We start from the raw sequence: 19024 nt of genomic DNA, 5'->3' as shown, positions 1-19024 counted from the left end.
GTTTTGTTTTCAGCATCCTGATTAACCTTTGACAGAACCTAACATAATCCCGTGTACAAAATACTTCTGCAGGAACGGATACACGCAGATGATCGGCAAGATGGAGACGACCATCGAGGTGACCTGCAAGGAAAAGCTGGTAACTCCGCCGCCAGGCCGGTTGGCTACAGCCACCGAATCCATCGGGGCATTGCTCTGGTTGATGATCTCCATCATGCGGAACGTAAGCGTCCTCAGATTCTCGGATTGGACGAAATACGCGGAGTCCAGCCAGGAATTCCACTGGCCCACCCCCATGAACAGTGCCATTGTGGCAAGCAGCGGCATCGAGACCGGCAGGATGATGCGGAAGTAAATCACGAATTCGCCGGCGCCGTCCATGTGAGCGGATTCCTTCAATTCACCGGGAATCTCCCGGAAGAACGAGATGGCGATGAGCAAGAAAAACGTATTCAGCATAGAAGGAACAATATACACGCCAAACGAATTCAGCAGCCCCAATGAACGCAGCACCACGTAATACGGAATCAGGCCGCCGGAGAAGTACATCGCGAAGATAATCAAGGTGAAATAAAATTTACTGAACAGCAGATCCCGGTGAGACAGCGCGTAGGCTACGAGACTGGTGAGCAGAAGACCGAGCGCGGTGCCGGAGACCGTGCGGGCCACAGTAACCAGGAACGCCTTCATCCATTTGGGGTCCTCCAGAAAAACCCTGTAGTTCTCAAAGGTTACACTCCGGGGCCATAAATACATTCCGCCCAATAATGTGTCAGATCCCTTGTTAAACGAAGCAATCAGTACATAATAAAAGGGATATAGCATGGTCAGGGCAATAATGGAAAGAAGCAAATAAACGATGCTGTCCATGACCAGATCTTTTTGTTTTTGACTCTTGAGCACAGTTAACGCTCCTTTCTCTAGAATAGACTTGAGCCAGAGACGCGCTTCGCAATGAAGTTACTGGAGAAGATTAGAATGACCGAGATAACAGACTGGATTAAATCAATCGCACTTGCATAAGAGAACCGGCCGTCGCTTAACCCCACCTTGAACGCATAAGTCTGCACGATTTCCGAGGTCGGATTATTAATACTGTTCCCCAGCAGATACGCCTGCTCAAAGTTAGAGCCGACCAAGCCGCCTCCAAGAATGCTGCCGATGGTCAGAACCAGCACGACGACGATGGTCCCCTTCATTCCCGGAAGTGTGATATGGCGGATGCGGGCCAGCCTGCCAGCCCCGTCAATCTCAGCAGCTTCGTAAAGTGAAGGATTGATGCCTGTAATCGCGGCCAGAAAAATAATCGTCCACCAGCCCATCTCTTTCCACACGGCACTCCCTACAGCGAGGCCCCAGAAATAATTCGGACTCGTCAGAATATTAAGCGGCTGGTCGATGAACCCGGCTTGCAGCAGCGCTTTGTTCACAAGCCCCATATCTGCGGACAGGAACGCATAGGAGACTCCGACCACTACTACCCATGAGATAAAATGAGGCAAATAGCTGATCGTCTGCACGAATCGCTTGAACGGCATGCTTTTCACTTCGTTGAGCAGAATGGCCAGCACGATAGGAGCAGGAAAGGCAAAGATCACCTTTAGGAAGCTGAGCACAAGTGTATTCCTGACGATCTTACCGAACTGATAATCATGGACAAATTCATCGAAATACCGGAACCCTACCCAATCACTTGTAAAAATCCCCTTGATCCCGTCGGAAATGCTGTAGTCCTTAAACGCCATCAGAATACCGAACATTGGGGTGTAGGAAAAAATCACCAGAAAAATCATGCCGAGCCCGACAAATAAATGGAGCACTCTTTGTTTTTTAAACCGCTTCCATATCTGGCCCCGGTGAACCTCTGCGCCGGTTAAGTTTGTTTCGAGTTGCATCATTCGTTCCTCCTTTACCTGTAGTTTATCTCCCTGAGGATGGCAGCGTAAGCTAACATTTTCTAGAAAGCGTTGTCACTTTTATATATCGGGCACCGTTTTCTGAAACAAAAATATATTATTGTTTTCATTATAATGATCAATAATCCTTGACGAAATAATAATATTATACTATTAATGAAACTATATTAAGATTTTGTCTGGTAAAAGAAGGGTGGGGTGGCGGCTGCATGAAAACTTATTATTTACCCAATTTTACGGAATTCCGTTTTTTCTGCTTTCCGCATTCTATCGGAAATTTCATCCGGCCGGACGATCATAATGTGAACCGGCCGAATGGGGTCAGAGATTTCAGTTTGCATTATATCGCCAGTGGAAGCGGGGATATTGAAATCGGGGATAGAACCTTCACATTAGGCGCTGGAGATGCCTTTCTCCATTTCCCGAACGACCGTATGCGATATTATTGCTCAGAGTCAGACCCGTGGAATATTTTCTGGATTCAGTTTAACGGCAATGCACTCCCGGCTTACTTTCTGGATAACCGGTATACCAGTTCTTCGATCTGGACGCTGAAGAACGCTTCCCTCCTGCATTCGGCATTTGAAGATTTATTTCATGAGGTTGAACATTATAATTTCCTCCGCCCCTCCCGGATCTCAACCTTAACCTATAGCGTAATCATTGAATTTGTGAGCAATTCGCTTCCATTCTCATCCTACCGCAGCACCAATCATCTGGATAAAATAACGGCTCTGTTGCCCAAAATGCAACAAAAAGCCCACCTTCCATTTGAGCTGGAATGGTGGGCGGGTCAAGCAGGGCTGACACCGAATTATTTCTGCAGCCTGTTTAAAAAGGCAACGAAAATGACCCCTGTCACTTATATCACCAAATGCCGGATTCAAAAAAGCAAGCAATTATTGCTGGCCCATCCCTCTATGTCCATCAAAGAGGTTGCCATTCTCTCCGGGTATCCGGGCATCAGCTACTTCAACAAGAAATTCATGGAATCCGAAGGAATTACGCCAGGTGAATTCCGCGAGATTCATTAGGAGGAGTACGGAAATGGCCCTTATTCACTATGTCGAGTGCAATACGATACACGCCTCTAACTTCGTTGTAGATGTTCCCGCTGGTGCGCACTGGCTCCTGGTCATTACCAAGACTCCGGCGCTATTCTGGGTGCATGGCGGACTCCAGCAATACCCTGCCCACAGCGTAGTTCTCTACCAGCCGCAGCAGAAAGTGTATTATCAGGCATGCGCCAGCCAGTTCATTAATGACTGGATCCGCTTTGAATCCAATGAGCCTTATGTTACGGAATCTCCGCTTCCCCTAGGTATCCCCTTTGCGCTTAGCGACCCTGACTATTGCCAAAAACTGCTTGAACTTCTCGCCAGCGAGCACCATATGGGCGGGGACTGCAAAGCCTCCTCCATCGATCTGCTCCTGCGCGCGCTGTTCAACAAGCTGTGGGAATCCTATTTCCAGGACAATATTACCCCGCAATACTATAAGCTGCTGAAGCTGCGCACGCTCATTCAGACGAACCCCGGAGAGTACTGGACCGTGGCCAGAATGGCCGGTGTGCTTGAGATCAGTCCAGGCTATCTCCAGAGTATCTACAAAAAAAACTTCGGACTCTCCTGCATGGAAGATGTCATTAACAGCCGCGTCCGCATGGCCAAGGAATACCTCGTCCACAGCGCCGAGAGCATCGCCGATATCGCCGCACGGTGCGGCTATCCGAATGTGGAGCATTTCTGCCGGCAATTCAAGCAGGTGACCGGGTGTACACCGCGAAATTACCAGAGACAGGCCAGGGCCGGGGCTTCGCCGCCGTGAATCCAGAGCTTATCGGGCTTCCGGCCGCTGCCCGTTAGCAGCCAGCTTGAATCACGTCCATCTCAGACCGGGCTGCCAGCCTTCTTGAAATACTGCTGCACCAGAAAATTCATGATAGCGCCTGGTTGTTCTCTAGAGAACTCCGCCTTGTCTGCGAACAGCATCCCGTAAGGTGCTTCCGGGGTGTACGGCTCCCAACGCGGCAATTCTTCGCCTGTAGAATCCTGGCCGTTCGGGTCACCGGTACGGATGAAGTGTGCGGTATAATTGCACATCTGGCGGGCCAGATCATAATGCTTGCCGACAAACGGCCGCCAGCACTTGGCCAGCGTCTCGAAGAAGAACCACAGATCTACCGAGTGGAAGGTGCCCGGGTTATCCCATCCCGGAATCTCCGCATCGAAGTTATAGTAATAGAGCGGTGTTTCGCCTCCGGTATCCGCGTTCGCCTGCGCGGCAATACGAATTGCGTGTTCGATCCCGCTTACCGCTGCCCGCTCCGCCGCTTCCTGAACGGCATCCGGCCGTGCGCCGCTAAGCTTCAGGAAGGTCTCCGCATCTTCCCCGAACATGTCTGCCGCAAGCTGCTTGAGCTCCCCGTAGGACTGCACATTCGGAGTGCTGAAGAACTCGGAGGAGGTATGGCCGAGCATAACCGGCACCTTCAGGCGTCTATTCTGCACGAACAGATCGAACGGATTCCCCACTTGGAACTTCTGGTCGGCAACAGTCCCCCAGAAACCGCCAAGCGCTACTGCCTTGTCCCGCAGATAGACTGCATCCAGCTTCCGCGCTTCTGCCAGTGAGGATACACCTAAGTATTTGAAGAACTCAATTCCGTCCTGCTCCCCGTCCTGCAGCGTTCCCCGGAGCGGCGGCAGCAGGGTACCCGGATACAGGTCCGTGAAGATACCGCTTTCAACAATCGCACGCTGAAACAATCCTTCGTTCTGCGGAGAGGTAAGCTGGCTCATGACACTGCCGCCGCCTGCTGACTGTCCGCCGATGGTAATGTTGTCCGGGTCGCCGCCAAAGGCTGCAATATTGCGCTTCACCCAGCGGGTTGCCGCCTGTTGGTCAAGGTTGCCGAAGTTAGCGGGCGCCTCCGGCGATTCCGCCGTAATCTCAGGATGGCAGAGGAAGCCGAAGATGTTCAGCCGGTAGTTAATCGTCACCACCACAATCCCTCTGCGGGCAATCCGTTCGCCGTCAAATTCCATCTCTGCCGGATGGCCTACCTGCAGCCCGCCGCCGAAATACCATACATAGACGGGGAGCTTCTCGTCCGCCTGCTTGGCCGGGGTCCATACGTTCAGGTACAGACAATCCTCGCTCATCGCAATATCAGGCTCCACTGCCCATTCACGGGTATAGATATTGTTATCATCCAATTCCTGTCTGACCTGCATGGAGACCGGTGCGAACTCGTGGGCCTGCAGCACGCCTTCCCAGTCTTCAGCTGGCTGCGGTGCCCGCCAGCGGTTCTCTCCTACAGGCGGAGCTGCGAACGGTATTCCCTTGAAGCTCGTAATCCGGGGATCGGCTGCGGGCAAGCCTTTGACCGTACCATTCTCCACATTGACCAATCTAAGCATATTACCGTCTCCTTCACATCCACATAATTGCTTACCCCCAAATTCTAATAGACCCCTTGCCACGAAACAATGATCTAAGCAGGATCATAATTGATCTATTCTAACATGCCGGTGCTCCACACCACTTTACCAGCTTTATTGATCAGATGAGCTTCGTAGACATCATTATAATCAATGAACCCTTTACCCGCCCCAGCTTTGAAATTCCACATATATGAGTACATGGGTTTTACAATCACCTGTCCTGTGACAGTCTTGAAGCCATATCCGCCCGTATCATTATACGAGACAATACCATCACCGAATCCTGCAAGCTGGCCGGTTCCCGGAACGGTGATGATCTTCCCCTTGGTATCGACAAGACGATGCGTATAATCATGCTCGCCCCTCAGCGTAAGCAGAATATACCCGTCCCGGAACTGTCCGAGAAAAGTACTGCCGCTGCTATACTGGGGCTTCACAATCCACTTGCCTGCGGTATCAATGAGACCGCTTTTACCGTTCAAAGTTGCGGTAGCAATTCCCTCCGAGAACGGGGTTGCCGACTCATAGATGGGCTTGATCACCCACTTGCCTGCGGTGTCAATGAAGCCTGTCCGGAGGACTCTTTTGCCGCCTGCCGTGGTTCGTACGGTTACAGCCGCCAGTCCATCCGAGAAGGACTCGCTGTTCTGCAGCCCGGGGATCGGCGGGATCACCATCTGGCCGTTGTGGTTAATATAATAGGTTTTGCCCGCTCTAGTCACCTTCGCCAGCCCGTCCGAGAAATCATCCGCCCGATTGTAGATCCCCGGAATAATAACCTTACCCGCACGGTTCATGTATCCCATTCGTACAGTGACTCCACCGTTCTCAGTGTTGACCAGATCCTTGAACCAGGCCAGTCCTTCACTGAACAGTCCAAGCTGATAGTGCGGCGCATCAATGGCAAGCTCCCCTGCACGGTTCATGTATCCGGCTGTATAACCGGATTTCTTCACTGGAAGCAGGTCATCATAACCGAAGTCCAGCGGGGAAGTATATAGCGTCTGCAACTTCTCCTGCCCCTGGTTGTTCACGAATACGGTCTGGCCCTTATCCTTGAAGCTGAACCAATACTGGCGTTCCAGTTGCTCCTTCGCATCCCCAGATACGGGACGAAGCTGAATGAAGTTAGTGCCGGGAACGGTAGAGTGGCCTTGGCCGCCCATCGCTCCAGCTAATGCCAGATCAATAAACCATGCTCCGTTAAAATTGCGCGGAATCTGTGCCATGAGCTGTATTTTGGCACCGCCTTCATATTCGAGCAAGGCCGTCTTGGTGCCCAGCCGGATGATTGTTCTAAGCCCCTCTTGATGAGTCAGCACAATCTCCTTGTTGTTCACCGACACGAACGTATAACCAAACCGCTCCGCGATGGAACGAAGAGGCACCATGACCACCCCATCCACCTCTACCGGCCCCTCCGGCAAAAATAAATGCTCACCCTGGTCAAAGATCTCCCAGCGGTCGGCATGGGCCGTGGCCCCGCCAAGTCCGAAGCAAGCAGCCAGTGCGATCAGGCCTGCGGCCAGAACCGCCGTGAGCGGGTGCTTTTGAAGAAAATAATGATGTAATTGCATAAGGAATGTCCTCCTGTTGAGTATTGCAGAATGGTTAGAACTGGAAGCTACTGATATAGACGCTTACAAGGCAGATTAGTTGCACAATATTGACAACACCATTCTACTGGGATAGAATAAATACAAATATTCTATTGCAATAGAACGGAAGGCACGCCGTACCCTGGAGGCACTATGTGTTAAACCGTACATTTCCCGGGCAATCAGAGGTCTGGTCGGTCTTGTACACCATTCTCTCATTCGGCTCAAGCCTGATTGGCAGGCTAGCTGCCCCGATCTTTATGTACTGTATCGTACTGGGATTCATACATATCCGTAATGTGCATAGATACATGGCAAGATTACTGGGCTTTGCGCTGATATCTCAGCTCCCTTATATGCTGCTGTTCGGTGTGACTGTACCCCGGATGTATGGGATGGAGCCTGACCCTTGGGGAGAACCTCTTAACATCCTGTTCATCTTGTGCTTAGGGCTGTTCACCCTATGGATCTATGAATATCTGTGCAGATTTCACGTGTCATGGGGGCTGCTCGCTGTGGCAGGATTAGTTGCCTTAGGCTGGCTGCTGCCGGTTGAGGGAGGGAAAGGCGATGTTCTGATTATTTTCCTGTTATATATACTGAGAAGCTTGCCAAGAAGGCATCGGGTGGTTCATGCCACTATGAGCGTAAAATATTCATAAAGGGAAGAGGAGTGTGCAGAAATGGCTGTGAAGCTGTTCGATTCTGAACTGAAGGTCATGCAGATATTATGGGAATTCGGGGAAACAACAGCGAAGCGAATCGCAGAAATCCTGAAGCAGGAGACTGGCTGGAGCAAGACTACCACATACACCGTCATCAAGAAATGCATTGAGAAAGAGGCCATTCAGCGCGTAGATCCCCAGTTCGTCTGCAAGCCGCTAATTACCCGAGAGCAGGCGCAGGCGCAGGAAACGTTGGAGCTGATCGATAAAATGTATGGCGGTGCTGCTGACAAGCTTGTCGCCTCTTTGCTGGACCGTAAGATGTTATCCGCAGAGGAAATCAGCCGTTTAAAGCAGCTGGTGGATCATTTGGAACAGGAGGAGAGTTAGATGGGCATCGGAGCTATGAGCGCTTCTGCTTCGCTGCTGATTGTTGCGGTTGCCGCAGTTCGCGCAATAGGACGCAACACCTTGCCGAAGTACACCTTTGTCATCCTCTGGGCCATTGTCCTGGTGCGGCTGCTGCTGCCTTACTCGCTTCCGCATCAGTTCAGCTTGTTCTCCCTTATCAGGTGGCCCAGCCCGGCTGCCTTATAAGGGACCGGGGTGGGAATCATCACCGGAATAGGAGGATCGGGGGCTGCACTGCCAGTTGGTATCCACCGGCTGATTACCGGAATATGGCTGTGCGAAGTGATGTAACGCTAATTGTGGCTACAAGCATTGTCCCTTTGACTGAAGCGCGCTTCATTGAGACGCAGACCGTAACCAACAGCTCCTTCTTCTCAAGTGATACCTATACTGCACCAGGTACTAAGAAAGTCTTGCACGGCGAATCCTTTACTGACGAATCCTTTACTAATAAAATCGGACTCACCGAAGGAACTGCTTCCACTTTTATTTACCTATCCGGGTCGTTGGATGAATAACTACTGACTAGAAGCCGAGGCTTCATCACTCTTCACACAATCAATGGCAACCACAATCGCGATGATGATAGCCTCCAGCTCCTCATTGAGCACTTGCACACTGTAGCTGTCTCCCCAGGTGAACCACTTCTTGCTCACTTCCCCGACGACGGCCCCGCGTTGCAAAACCTGGAAATCCATGTCCCACCAGTTCCCGTGCACCTCAATATCCGCCGAATCTATCGAATAGCGCGCCTTGAAGAACGACAGCTCCTTCTTGATCGTCAATACCTCACGGCCATCCACTTCCACGAAGAACTTGGGCAGGAAGCTGAACACCTTCTTCGTAATCTGTGCAACTTCCCTTCCGCCGGCATTCATAACCGAGAAGGTCTTGGGAATCCGCATGAAGCTGCCCTCCACGTAATACACATCCTGCTCCCGCTCATCCTTCACCGTGAACTTCTCGCCTATGCTGAATACCTTTTGCTTGATGTAGAGCTGTTTCATGGTGTGTCCCCTCCATTCTTCTTTATATTTCTTACCCTTAAACGGAGATATAACTCTAGCTTAACCCCATTTTGGCTAAGCTGCATGTGCCTTTTTTAACTAAATCGCAGCAATTTTATGGCACAAATCCTTGCTCTGACTCTGTAATCCCTTTAAGCACAAGCAAAAAACAGCATTGTCTCCGCTCCTCGTTTAGAGGAAGAGAGGAATGCTGCTTTTCATGTTCCCTGCAATAGCCGTGCTTTGAGTTTGCAACCGGACAGGCCGTTCCTTAATCGGCGGATCTACAGACTTTGGAATCGGCCCGTCTCTCTTACACTTCAAACGCCACTGTAACCTCTGTTCCTTCACTTAGTGTGATTTGGATATATTTCCCCCGTGAATCCTGTAACACATCCGCCCTATCCCCGTTGATCCGGGCCTCTGTCCAAGGAAGTCCCGCGCTTAACCGGATGACGTTCTCATTCCTGTGGGAACGCAGTACCAGATGCACCGATTTGGCAGGAAGATTCCAGGTTAATGTCTTGACTTCAGCCCTGGTTCTTGCCATAAGCCCATGTATAGAACCCGTCAGCCAATCGGAAGGCAACGCTGGCAGGATCTCTATTTCACCTGTATTCGAGAATAACAGCGCTTCATTAATAGCTCCCACGGTACCGAATAAGGTATCCGTACAATAACAGTTGCATCTTCTGTTAGAATCATGATCTGTCATTAAGGAGCTGTAATAAGCCGCATCTCTCATCATGGGCAGAAGGGATGACAGTACTCCGTCACCATTTTTCAACCTGGCTTGCACCAGTGCCTTATGCATCCAGCCGTGCCCTGCTGTATCGTCGCCTGTATTCAACCGGTCTCTATTATCAATCGCTATCTTAGCTGCCCGTGTCAGCGCAGGATCGGTTTGTGTCTCATAAGCAGGCCATGCCGGATACAGATGACTCAAATGACGATGGTTGTTATTTTCTGTATATTCATTCATAGCCCATTCGCGCAAAGCACCATCGTAGTCATATTTATAATTCGGCAGCAGCTCAAGTAACGCCTTCCACTTAGCTATAGCTGCTTCATAACCCTCGCGTTTGACTTCCCCTTCCATTGCAATAACCATAGAGAGTCCATCTCGTGCAGCTGATATATCCATTGTGGCATTCGCCGTAATTGTGCTGTTATACCCAATAGGATGGTTTTCCGGAGAATATGCAGGAATAATCAAGTATTTCTCTCCCGGAACAAGCCGCACTTTCCCCTGCTGATAACAGGCCTTCCCGTTGATATCCGTGTAATATTCCGGTGTACAGATCTGCTCCCAAAAGTTGGCCTGCTTGGTAAGCAAGGGAAGCAGGATATCTGCTGCAAGATCCAGATAACCTTTGTCTAGCAGCTGGGTGAACTCCTCATCACTCATGCCTCCATCTTGTACACTCAGAATGGGCTGAAGCTCATGAATCCGCATCTTGTCATGAAGAGGTATCTGCTGATTACCGTAACATTGCCAATATTCATAGATGGGCAGAAGGCACCCGCTTGCCCCGGCATTCCAGTACTCAAACGGATAATCATTGTCATATTCGACATGCATGGCCCGGTCCCCGTCAGAGTTAACGGAGACCTGAATTGCATCGTGCATCCCGTATGCCATCCGCGCATTAGCTTCAAAGTCGGGAGTATTCCGGAGGAAAAATGTAATATACCCGAGCGCTGCGTGAGTTAAATGACCAGTATTCATGGCTGCCACCTGCAGATTCACATTGGCATCCAGCGTATAAATCCCCCGCCAGCCAGGATTCCACTCTCCGGTCCACATTCCATATAAGCGTGGAGCGCTTGCACCGCTGCAGCAGATCATGGCATACCGCCCCTGATTGTATACCTGCTCCATAAACGCATGATTAACCCTTACCGGGGTTGATTGTTGCTCAGCGATTAAGGTCTGGTTGTCCGAATTCTTGTGAGGTGCATCGCCTTCAATACGGAAGCTCACTGCATTAAATTCTGCGGAATGCTTCATAGTGTGAGCAGCCAGGGCTGCTTCATAATCTAAATGACCATCCGCCGCTGAATATTTTTGAACAACAGCATGGGTCCCTTCAAAGAGCTCGTCTACAATATTGTAGTGAGCCATTGCACCAAACTCTTCGATTCTTCCCATAGAATGTGTTCTGCATGAGCGCGTAATTAGATACACAGCATCAGCGTCCTTAATTTGGATTGCCGGGTTGGCCTCTTGACCAACGTTCACTGCTTCATGGTTGTCCGGCATCAGTATTCTCTTTTTGGTGCCGTTCACAACAACAACCTGAGTCAAGCCAGCGTATCCCCCGTAAGCCAGTTCACTTCCCGCATAAAAAGGATAATGTACAACCTGGGCGAGAACGCCGGCATTTGCGTCCACCAGCTTTTTATATTGCAGTCCGTTCAGCTCGTTATGACCTTCGTTCGCTCCGCTCATCGCGGATATATCATCAATGGAGAGGGTTATATTTACTTTAGCACCTGTAGAAGAAGCTGTAATCCGGGTAATAGAGACATTATCCTCACGAGAAGTAAAGGATGTACGGACCCACTCCCCATTCTCATCGCTGTACCGCACCCCTGTCTCCGCAGTTTCATAATTCGTCCATCGCTGATACCCGCTTAAGCTGCCGTGGGAGGGTATATTGAACCGGAGCTGATGCCCCGGATGGTAGCTGTAATAAAAGGTTCTGATCCGGGTAGATCCGTCAGCATCTGTAATCTTCCATTTATCGTTCTGCTTGTACACATTTTGCCTGGCGGCATCCAGTTGTCCTGTCAATTCTTGCGGAACCGCACGCGGGTCCCTGGAAGGATAATTAAACCACATATTCTGAAAAATAAAGCAGTCCGTATACGGCGAGCCTGAAGTAATATATCCGTTCTCCCCGTTTCCGCTAACCATACCTTCCCGCCATGCATTTCCGGGATGAACTGTTGAAACTTCTGTATAGGCATTTGCATAATTCCCCTTCGTATACATCCGTGCTGGTTCCGGTACAATCATCAATGGATCTCCTCCTGAGCGGTTTGGGCTAATGACTCACATTACATCGATATTCAGTAATAATTATATCAATGGAGGGTGAGATTCGTTATCCTTAGAGATGACAAGGAAGATCAATGAATGTCGCATTTTGACAAGGGGGAGCGTGCAGAAGAATGAACTTACCTGACATTAACATCGGTGATCTGGATATCAAGCTGACTCTGGGCACAATGGTATTGAACGTATTGTATGTCAAGTTCGGGTACTTCTATAAGGCTATGCCTGCACACAGCCACAGCCAGGGAAGCTATGAGCTGCATTACATTCCAACCGGACAGGGAACTCTGATTGCACAAGGCAACCGTTACCCTATCTCGCCTGGCATGCTCTTTGTAACCGGTCCGAATGTCGTTCACGAGCAGATTCCCGATCTGAAAGACCCCATGGCGGAATATTGCATCTTCTTTGAGATTTTGCCCGGAAATTCTGTTTCTCCGAATGTAAAACATCCCCACTTGAGCGAGCCGTCTCTCCCCGAACTGCTGGTAGCCAACCCCTTCTGGATTGGGCAAGAGGACGGTACAATGCTTGCCTTATTCGAGATGCTTGCCGAAGAACTCTCCAGCGGGCAGATCGGAGTCCATCAGATGGCGACCAACATTCTTGAGATGATTGTGATTTGCCTGTTAAGGCATTATAGAGGGAATTACACCACTATAGCGTCCCTTCCCCTGAAGACTCTCGATGATAGCAGACTGCTCATGATAGAGAACTGCTTTTTATATGATTACAACTCCATTACGCTACAACAGCTTGCCAATCAATTAGGCCTAAGCACCAGACAGACGGAACGAATGGTTCATAAGCAATATGGCATGTCCTTCAAAGATAAGAAGCAGCAAGCCCGGATGGGCGCCGCTTCAAGGCTTCTGCTCACAACACAATTATCTATTGGCGAGATCGCAGCACAAGCTGGTTTTGCCACCCCGGAACAATTCAGCAATGCGTTCAAAAAGTATTTCGGCGAAACCGCTACTCAACACAAAAAGAAGCGTTGAAACGAAGCCTGCTTCGTCTAATCCCGGATGGAGTAAAGGGGGGCTCCAATCATTTGCAGCTCAATCTGCTTCATCCGATACAAGTAGCCCTCTTGTTCCATTAACTCCGCATACGAACCTGTTTCGATGACCCTGCCCTGCTCCATGACGATAATCCTGTCCATACCTTCCAGTCCGGTAAGCCGGTGGCAAATGAGCAGTAATGTATCTCCAGCGGACTGTTCGTAGAGGCGGGTTAACACGCGCCCTTCTGTTACATAATCCAGCGAAGAGGTCGGTTCATCCAGCAGCCATAACCGCCCTTTGCGGAGCATCACCCGTGCCAGAGCCAGACGCTGCTTCTCGCCGTCGGACAGGTTCTCTCCTTTTTCGAATACAACATCGGTTAATGCCATATCCGGCAATTGGGCCTTAGCCAGAGCTTCTAACAATGCTTCGTCAGACTGTTCTTCTCCATTCAGCAGCAGGTTATCACGGACCGTTCCACGGAAAAAATGACTTTGCTGTAATACGACATTAGACGCTGCCCAAAGGCCTGTCTCATCCAGCTCTTCTACCGAAATGCCGTTAAAACGTATATCCCCGGATACAGGCGAGCTCAGCTTGAGCAGCAGATCGATCAGGGTTGATTTGCCGGAACCGCTCGGTCCGACCACTGCCGTTCTGGAGCCTGCCGGGAGCAGTAGCGACACCTCTGTCAGCGCAGGCCGCCACTCCTCTTCATATTGGAACGTGACACCGGACAGCTCTACCGAAACAGGCTCTCCCGCCGCCAGGGTGCGGCCCGGCTGCACAGGTAAATTACCGGCAGTCAATACGGTATCAGTCAGCCTTTTGGCCGCGTGCTCGCTGTCTTGCTTATAAGCAGGTAAAGTAGCCATGGCCGCGGCTTCTTCGAACACCGTCTGTGAAGCCATGACAAGCATCGCTAGAAATACTCCGGCCAGCGCACCTTCCACAATTAGATAGGCCCCTAACGTCAGTACACTCCAGGAAATAAAAAAGGTCACAAAAGTGTGCATCGCCTGTCCGCGCAGAAGATGGCTTGCTGCACGCTGCTGCTCTGCTGTCAGTGCTGCCGAAGCCGCCTGGAGCTGCTGTTCCCGCTGCGGCAATTGCCCGTACACCTTCAGATCACGGAAGCCGTACAAGACCTCGGTGACTTCCGTTGACAGCAGCGCCCGCTGCTTACGGACGCGGCCGTGTATCGACCGCTGACCCAGCAGTACGATTCCCGGTACCACCCATGCGGTCAGCAGCATTCCTGTTACAAACAGGCAGGCCATCCAGAATGAATAAGAGGCACTGAACACCATGGTTGCCAGAAAGACCGTGATGACGATAACCGGCGGATAAGCGACACGCAAAAAATAATTCTGCAGGCTCTCTACATCCCCGACAATCCGCGCCAGCAGATCTCCGCTGCGGTTCTTGTTCAATATACCGGGCGTTAAAGGGATCAGCCTGGCAAAAAAGCCTGTGCGCAAACGGCTAAGCATGGAAAAAGTTGCCCTGTGCGAATAAAGGCGTTCTCCGTAACGGCTCGCCGCCCGGAGCAGGCCCAGCAGCTTGACCAGCGCGGTAAGTACGATCAAGGTATAGAGCGGCGGCATGAAGACCGTCTGTGAAATCAGATACCCGCTCGCGGAGAAGAGAGCCACACCGGCTGCGCCCGCAATAAACCCTCCCAGAATCGATAAGAGAATATCCTTACGCTCCGCTATCATAGCCTTGGACAAAATCGCCAGTTCGTTCATGCTGACCCTCCTTTTCGCTGAATATCAACCATCTCGGCATATTGAGGCACACGTTCAAGGAGCTCGTCGTGAGGTCCTGCCGCCGCCAATACTCCATGCTCCATAAACAAAATGTGATCCGCTTGCCGGATCGTATATAACCGGTGCGCGACTGTGATCATCGTTGCCTTTCGAGCCAGCTCGGTTATGGAGCTTTGCAGGATTTGTTCGGTCTGCAAGTCGAGGCCTACCGTAGGCTCATCGAACAAGATCAGGGCAGGACGTTTCAAGAATGCCCGCGCTAAAGCAAGACGCTGCTTTTCCCCTCCCGACAGTCCCCTGCCGCCCTCCCCAACATGGGTGTCCAGTCCCTGTTCCAGACCGGCAATCAGCGGTGCAAGTCCCGCATCCTCTGCGGCCTGCCTGATTTCTTCTCTGAAGACCTTGCGTCCGGCACCGATTGCGATATTGTCAGCGAATGTGCCGGCAAAAATATAGGGGTGCTGCGTAATGTAGCTCATCTGCTCAAACCATGAATCTTCCTCCCACCCCGTCAGCGGGCTTCCGTCCACCCTCACTGTCCCTGATACCGGCTTCAAAAGCCCGGCAATGAGATGGAGCAAGGTTGTTTTGCCCGAGCCGCTGTGGCCGACGATGGCAACATGCTGTCCTGGTTCTATGGATACGGGCCCAGCCTTAAGCTCAAATGAACCGGGTGCATAATGAAAATGCACATCATCCAGCGCAATGGATGGCGGCATCCGTAGCAGCTTGGCTGAGGACTGCCCGCCCCCTTCCGGCTGTGTGCCGGTGCCGCCGCTTATATCCGCAAGCATCTGCTCCACCTTACGGACCGCCCCCATACTGGTCCGCCCGCTGTGAAAAGCGGTTCCAGTATTCTTGAGCAGGTTAAAGAACTCTGGAACAAGCAGCAGAACAAGAAAGGCCGTGTGGAACGGCATCGATTTGAATACGAGCAGTTGAATAGCCAATTCAAGAGCAACAATCCCGATACCCAGCATGACGATGGATTCCAGCATAAACGTATTCGTAAAGGCAACCTTCAGAATATCCATGGTCGCATCACGGTAACCCAGGCTGCTGCGCTCAATCTGCTGCTGCTGGCGGCGGGATTGTCCAAATATTTTCAAGGTCACCAGCCCTTGAAGCGAATCCAGGAAGGTGCCGGAGAATTCTGCAAGCTGCTCATACTTTTCTTCGGATTTATTCTTCGTTTGCATTCCCACCAGAATCATAAACAAAGGGATGAACGGTGCCGTAAACAGCAGAATGAAGCCGGTATTCGCATGTAAAATAAACGTAACGGCCAGAATCAGAACCGGGATGATCGCTGCTTCGGCCATCCGCGGCATGTAGTGACTGAAATAGCTGTCCGCCTCGTCCACTGCATCCAGCGCCACACTGACCTTTCCCCCCGTCTGACCCCGCAGTGTTGAGGGTATGGACGCATGGGTAAGCTTCTGCAGCACGGCTGAACGCATATTTGCCTTAGCGTCGGCAGCCATAGTTAGGCCTACTCTTCCGTTTGCGTATACCAGTAAGGTACGGATCGCCATCACTGACAGCAGAAGCGCGAGCAACAGAGCAACCGAGGATAAGGAAGCCCTCTCCACGAACACCCGCTGGACCGCTTCCGCCAGCAGCCCGGCCTGACTTACAATCGCAATGCCGAGCAGGAGCGACAGGAGGGTCAGTATAACAAGTCGTTTTCGTTGCCCAGACATTTGCTCAGCGATCAGGCTTGTTGTCTTGTTCATTTATTTCTTTCCTTTCACATAATCTGCGTCAAAGAGGAACAGCTTGAACACCAGAATCAAGGAAGGAATCAGCAAGCACATACCGCCGATGAACACAATGACCAGCGCCAGGCCCATGGCCGGTGAAGTGATGCTGTTCCCGATCGTTATGAACGGGTCCAGAATATAAGGATACTGCCCGATCCCATAAGCGAAGAAGGCGCATAGGAATTGCAGCATGATGCTTATGAACGCCAAGCCGTAACGGCGTCCGCTGTACAGCAGCCACATAGCAAGCATGAAGAAAGCAACGGACAGCGCAAGCAGCCACCATAAATCCATCATATTTTGAAAATGCCGCGCATTGTGCTGGCCCAAATAAATAAAGGCCGTCAGTGCGGTAATAATGGTCGGGGTGCTCCAGAACAGCGCATAAGTGCGCATAAGCTTCAGTGCATTATGATCCTCAGCCCGGGAAGCATAAAAGGTCAAAAAGGAGGCGCTGATGAACAACACAGATACAATCGCCAAGCCTACAATGCTCCAGGATAAGGGGTTCGTAAACAAGGCCCAGTAATCCAGAGACACGGTCTCTCCCTGCTTAAAGATAAAGCCGCCTTCCGACAGGGTAAGCGCCACGGACAAGGAAGCGGGAATCAGCAGGCCCGAAGCGCCGTACAGAAACAGATATACGATGTTATTTTTGGAGCCGTAATTCTCAAATGCATAGAACGAACCGCGGATCGCAATGAGGATAACGGCAATACTTCCCGGAACTAGCAGCGCCGATCCGTAATAATAAGCGGTATCCGGGAAGAAGCCGACAAGTCCAATGTAAAAAAAGACGAAAAAGACATTGGTAATCTCCCACACAGGCGATAAGTAGCGGGAGATCAAACGATTGATCAGATGATCCTGCTTCGTCAGGCGGGCATAAAAGGCAAAGAACCCGGCTCCAAAATCAATAGAGGCCACAATTAAATAGCCGTATAAAAACAGCCAGAGCACTGAAATTCCAATCAGCTCGTAACTCATTCTATGTGCTCACCCTTTCCTGTTGATTTGTCGCCGGGATGCTGATTCCACTTCTCCATCTCGGTTTCTGCCGGATTGTCTTTGAACATGCGCCGCAGCACAAGAACACATACAGTTCCCAACAGGATGTACAGCAACAGTAATACAAAAAACAGGATTCTCACGCTCGGGGATGTCGTAGCCCCCTCCTCTACACGCATGTATCCCCTTAAGATCCAGGGCTGCCGACCAATTTCAGCGTAAAACCAGCCTAGCTCGACTCCTACAAAAGCAAGCGGTGCACCTAACGCGATAGCGCGAAGCAGCCATTTGTTATGCTCATTGCGTTTCTTCCAGAATACAAACAGGAAATACAAGAATGAAATGCCTAATAATGCGAACCCTACACCGACCATCAGATCGAACAAATAATGAACCAGGAGCGGCGGCCGCTCATCCGCAGGGAATTCATTCAGACCTGTCACTTCTGCATTGAAATCTCCAAAGGCGAGGAAGCTGAGAAATTTGGGAATGTGAAGTGCGCCCAGAACCTCATGCTCTGCGTTAAGCCACCCCAACAGAACCAGATCTGCTCCGCTTTCCGTTTCAAAATGCCACTCTGCCGCAGCCAGCTTCTCCGGCTGATGCTCAGCCAAAAATTTCGCGGACACATCTCCAGCAAATAGGTTCAGAAGTCCAAACACCATGACCACGGCCATCATCAGCTTCAGCGCTTTTTTATGGTATTCCGAGGCGCCCTTCCTCAGGAGTGCAAATGCGGCAATACCTGCCAGCAGTGCGGCTCCGGTCAGATAGGCTGAGCTTAAGACATGGAACACCTTGGAGAATGTCGCTGTATTCAGCATCGCCTCCACCGGATTCACTGCTGTGAATTGCCCTCCCGCCATGGCGAAGCCCTCGGGCTGATTCATGAACCCGTTTACAGTTGTGATAAAAACAGCGGACATCCCGGCACCGGCAACAATTGGGATCGTAAGGAGCCAGTGGATATACGGCTTTTTGAAGCGGTCCCAGGTATAGAGGTAAATGCCCAGGAAGATCGCCTCAAAAAAGAAAGCAAACACTTCCATAAATAACGGGAGCGCAATCACGTTACCGGCCAGCTTCATGAAATTCGGCCAGACCAAGGCTAGTTGAAGCGAAATCGCCGTACCTGTCACCACGCCCACGGCCACAGAAATGACAAACCCGCGGGCCCATCTCTTTGCCATAAGCGTGTAGTGAGCGTCTTTTGTACGAATGCCCATGAATTCAGCAATGGCGATCATTAGCGGAACCCCAACGCCAATTGTTGCGAAAATAACATGGAACCCCAGTGTCAAGCCTGTCACCAGTCTGCTCCACAGCACGGTATCAATGCCCATTACGTTAGTGCCTCCTTATAAAAGCTG

Annotated in this window: 16 protein-coding genes; 6 read left to right on the top strand and 10 right to left on the bottom strand. The window is 50.9% G+C overall.

Translation table 11 applies throughout. From position 1 onward, the window contains the following. Window positions 1–21: 21 nt before the first annotated feature. Window positions 22–903 (bottom strand): carbohydrate ABC transporter permease, encoded by an 882-nt coding sequence (locus tag NYE24_RS32805; RefSeq protein ID WP_342477648.1) that lies wholly within the window; start codon window positions 901–903, stop codon window positions 22–24. 17 nt (window positions 904–920) lie between these two features. Continuing rightward, window positions 921–1895: an ABC transporter permease subunit gene (locus NYE24_RS32800; RefSeq protein ID WP_036693479.1), complete on the bottom strand. Its 975-nt coding sequence runs from the start codon at window positions 1893–1895 to the stop codon at window positions 921–923. A gap of 230 nt (window positions 1896–2125) precedes the next feature. Here NYE24_RS32800 and NYE24_RS32795 point away from each other — a divergent pair, with 230 nt between their 5' ends. Together NYE24_RS32795 and NYE24_RS32790 are read left to right on the top strand one after the other, a co-directional pair. Next, window positions 2126–2950 carry a helix-turn-helix domain-containing protein gene (locus NYE24_RS32795; RefSeq protein ID WP_036693481.1) on the top strand — a complete coding sequence of 275 codons (825 nt, stop codon included), beginning with the start codon at window positions 2126–2128 and terminating at the stop codon, window positions 2948–2950. A 13-nt stretch (window positions 2951–2963) separates the two neighbouring features. After that, complete coding sequence (locus tag NYE24_RS32790; RefSeq protein ID WP_036693483.1) at window positions 2964–3743, top strand: AraC family transcriptional regulator; 780 nt, start codon at window positions 2964–2966, stop codon at window positions 3741–3743. Between the two features lie 62 nt (window positions 3744–3805). Here the strand turns inward: NYE24_RS32790 and NYE24_RS32785 are convergent, their stop codons facing one another. Next, window positions 3806–5338 (bottom strand): carboxylesterase family protein, encoded by a 1533-nt coding sequence (locus NYE24_RS32785; protein WP_076157416.1) that lies wholly within the window; start codon window positions 5336–5338, stop codon window positions 3806–3808. A gap of 95 nt (window positions 5339–5433) precedes the next feature. Next, window positions 5434–6939: a WG repeat-containing protein gene (locus NYE24_RS32780; protein WP_342477647.1), complete on the bottom strand. Its 1506-nt coding sequence runs from the start codon at window positions 6937–6939 to the stop codon at window positions 5434–5436. 176 nt (window positions 6940–7115) lie between these two features. On the opposite strand from NYE24_RS32780, the gene NYE24_RS32775 reads away from it, so the two are divergent. Genes NYE24_RS32775 through NYE24_RS32765 form a run of 3 tightly spaced genes read left to right on the top strand, consistent with a single transcriptional unit; the run spans window position 7116 to window position 8222 of the window. Further along, on the top strand, window positions 7116–7622 hold the full coding sequence (locus tag NYE24_RS32775) for a TraX family protein (RefSeq protein WP_342477646.1): 507 nt from the start codon (window positions 7116–7118) through the stop codon (window positions 7620–7622). Window positions 7623–7643: 21 nt separating this feature from the next. Continuing rightward, window positions 7644–8015 carry a BlaI/MecI/CopY family transcriptional regulator gene (locus NYE24_RS32770; RefSeq protein ID WP_036693488.1) on the top strand — a complete coding sequence of 124 codons (372 nt, stop codon included), beginning with the start codon at window positions 7644–7646 and terminating at the stop codon, window positions 8013–8015. Then, window positions 8016–8222: a hypothetical protein gene (locus NYE24_RS32765; protein WP_342477645.1), complete on the top strand. Its 207-nt coding sequence runs from the start codon at window positions 8016–8018 to the stop codon at window positions 8220–8222. It begins immediately after the preceding gene. Between the two features lie 332 nt (window positions 8223–8554). On the opposite strand, the gene NYE24_RS32760 is transcribed toward NYE24_RS32765, so the two are convergent. Both NYE24_RS32760 and NYE24_RS32755 read right to left on the bottom strand, forming a co-directional pair. Beyond that, complete coding sequence (locus NYE24_RS32760; protein ID WP_342477644.1) at window positions 8555–9043, bottom strand: LURP-one-related family protein; 489 nt, start codon at window positions 9041–9043, stop codon at window positions 8555–8557. A 313-nt stretch (window positions 9044–9356) separates the two neighbouring features. Further along, window positions 9357–12065: a glycoside hydrolase N-terminal domain-containing protein gene (locus tag NYE24_RS32755; RefSeq protein WP_342479338.1), complete on the bottom strand. Its 2709-nt coding sequence runs from the start codon at window positions 12063–12065 to the stop codon at window positions 9357–9359. Between the two features lie 155 nt (window positions 12066–12220). Here NYE24_RS32755 and NYE24_RS32750 point away from each other — a divergent pair, with 155 nt between their 5' ends. Further along, complete coding sequence (locus tag NYE24_RS32750) at window positions 12221–13105, top strand: AraC family transcriptional regulator (RefSeq protein ID WP_342477643.1); 885 nt, start codon at window positions 12221–12223, stop codon at window positions 13103–13105. Between the two features lie 17 nt (window positions 13106–13122). Here the strand turns inward: NYE24_RS32750 and cydC are convergent, their stop codons facing one another. From cydC to NYE24_RS32730, 4 genes are read right to left on the bottom strand one after another with little or no spacing between them, the layout of a single operon-like run. Beyond that, entirely contained in the window at window positions 13123–14862 is a 1740-nt protein-coding gene (gene cydC, locus NYE24_RS32745; RefSeq protein WP_342477642.1) for a thiol reductant ABC exporter subunit CydC, read from the bottom strand. Beyond that, complete coding sequence (gene cydD / locus NYE24_RS32740) at window positions 14859–16619, bottom strand: thiol reductant ABC exporter subunit CydD (protein ID WP_342477641.1); 1761 nt, start codon at window positions 16617–16619, stop codon at window positions 14859–14861. The genes cydC and cydD overlap by 4 nt, the downstream gene beginning before the upstream one ends. Then, window positions 16620–17633, bottom strand: a complete 1014-nt coding sequence (locus NYE24_RS32735; protein ID WP_036693500.1) for a cytochrome d ubiquinol oxidase subunit II — start codon at window positions 17631–17633, stop codon at window positions 16620–16622. It abuts the gene before it with no gap. Further along, window positions 17630–18997: a cytochrome ubiquinol oxidase subunit I gene (locus tag NYE24_RS32730; protein ID WP_342477640.1), complete on the bottom strand. Its 1368-nt coding sequence runs from the start codon at window positions 18995–18997 to the stop codon at window positions 17630–17632. Before NYE24_RS32730 ends, NYE24_RS32735 begins: the two co-directional genes overlap by 4 nt. Between the last annotated feature and the right edge of the window lie 27 nt (window positions 18998–19024).

This window comes from Paenibacillus sp. FSL H7-0350 (assembly GCF_038593195.1).
Taxonomy (GTDB): Bacteria; Bacillota; Bacilli; order Paenibacillales; family Paenibacillaceae; genus Paenibacillus_AQ.
Note: the sequence above shows the minus strand (reverse complement) of the source record. Positions and strands in the feature narration are given on the sequence as shown.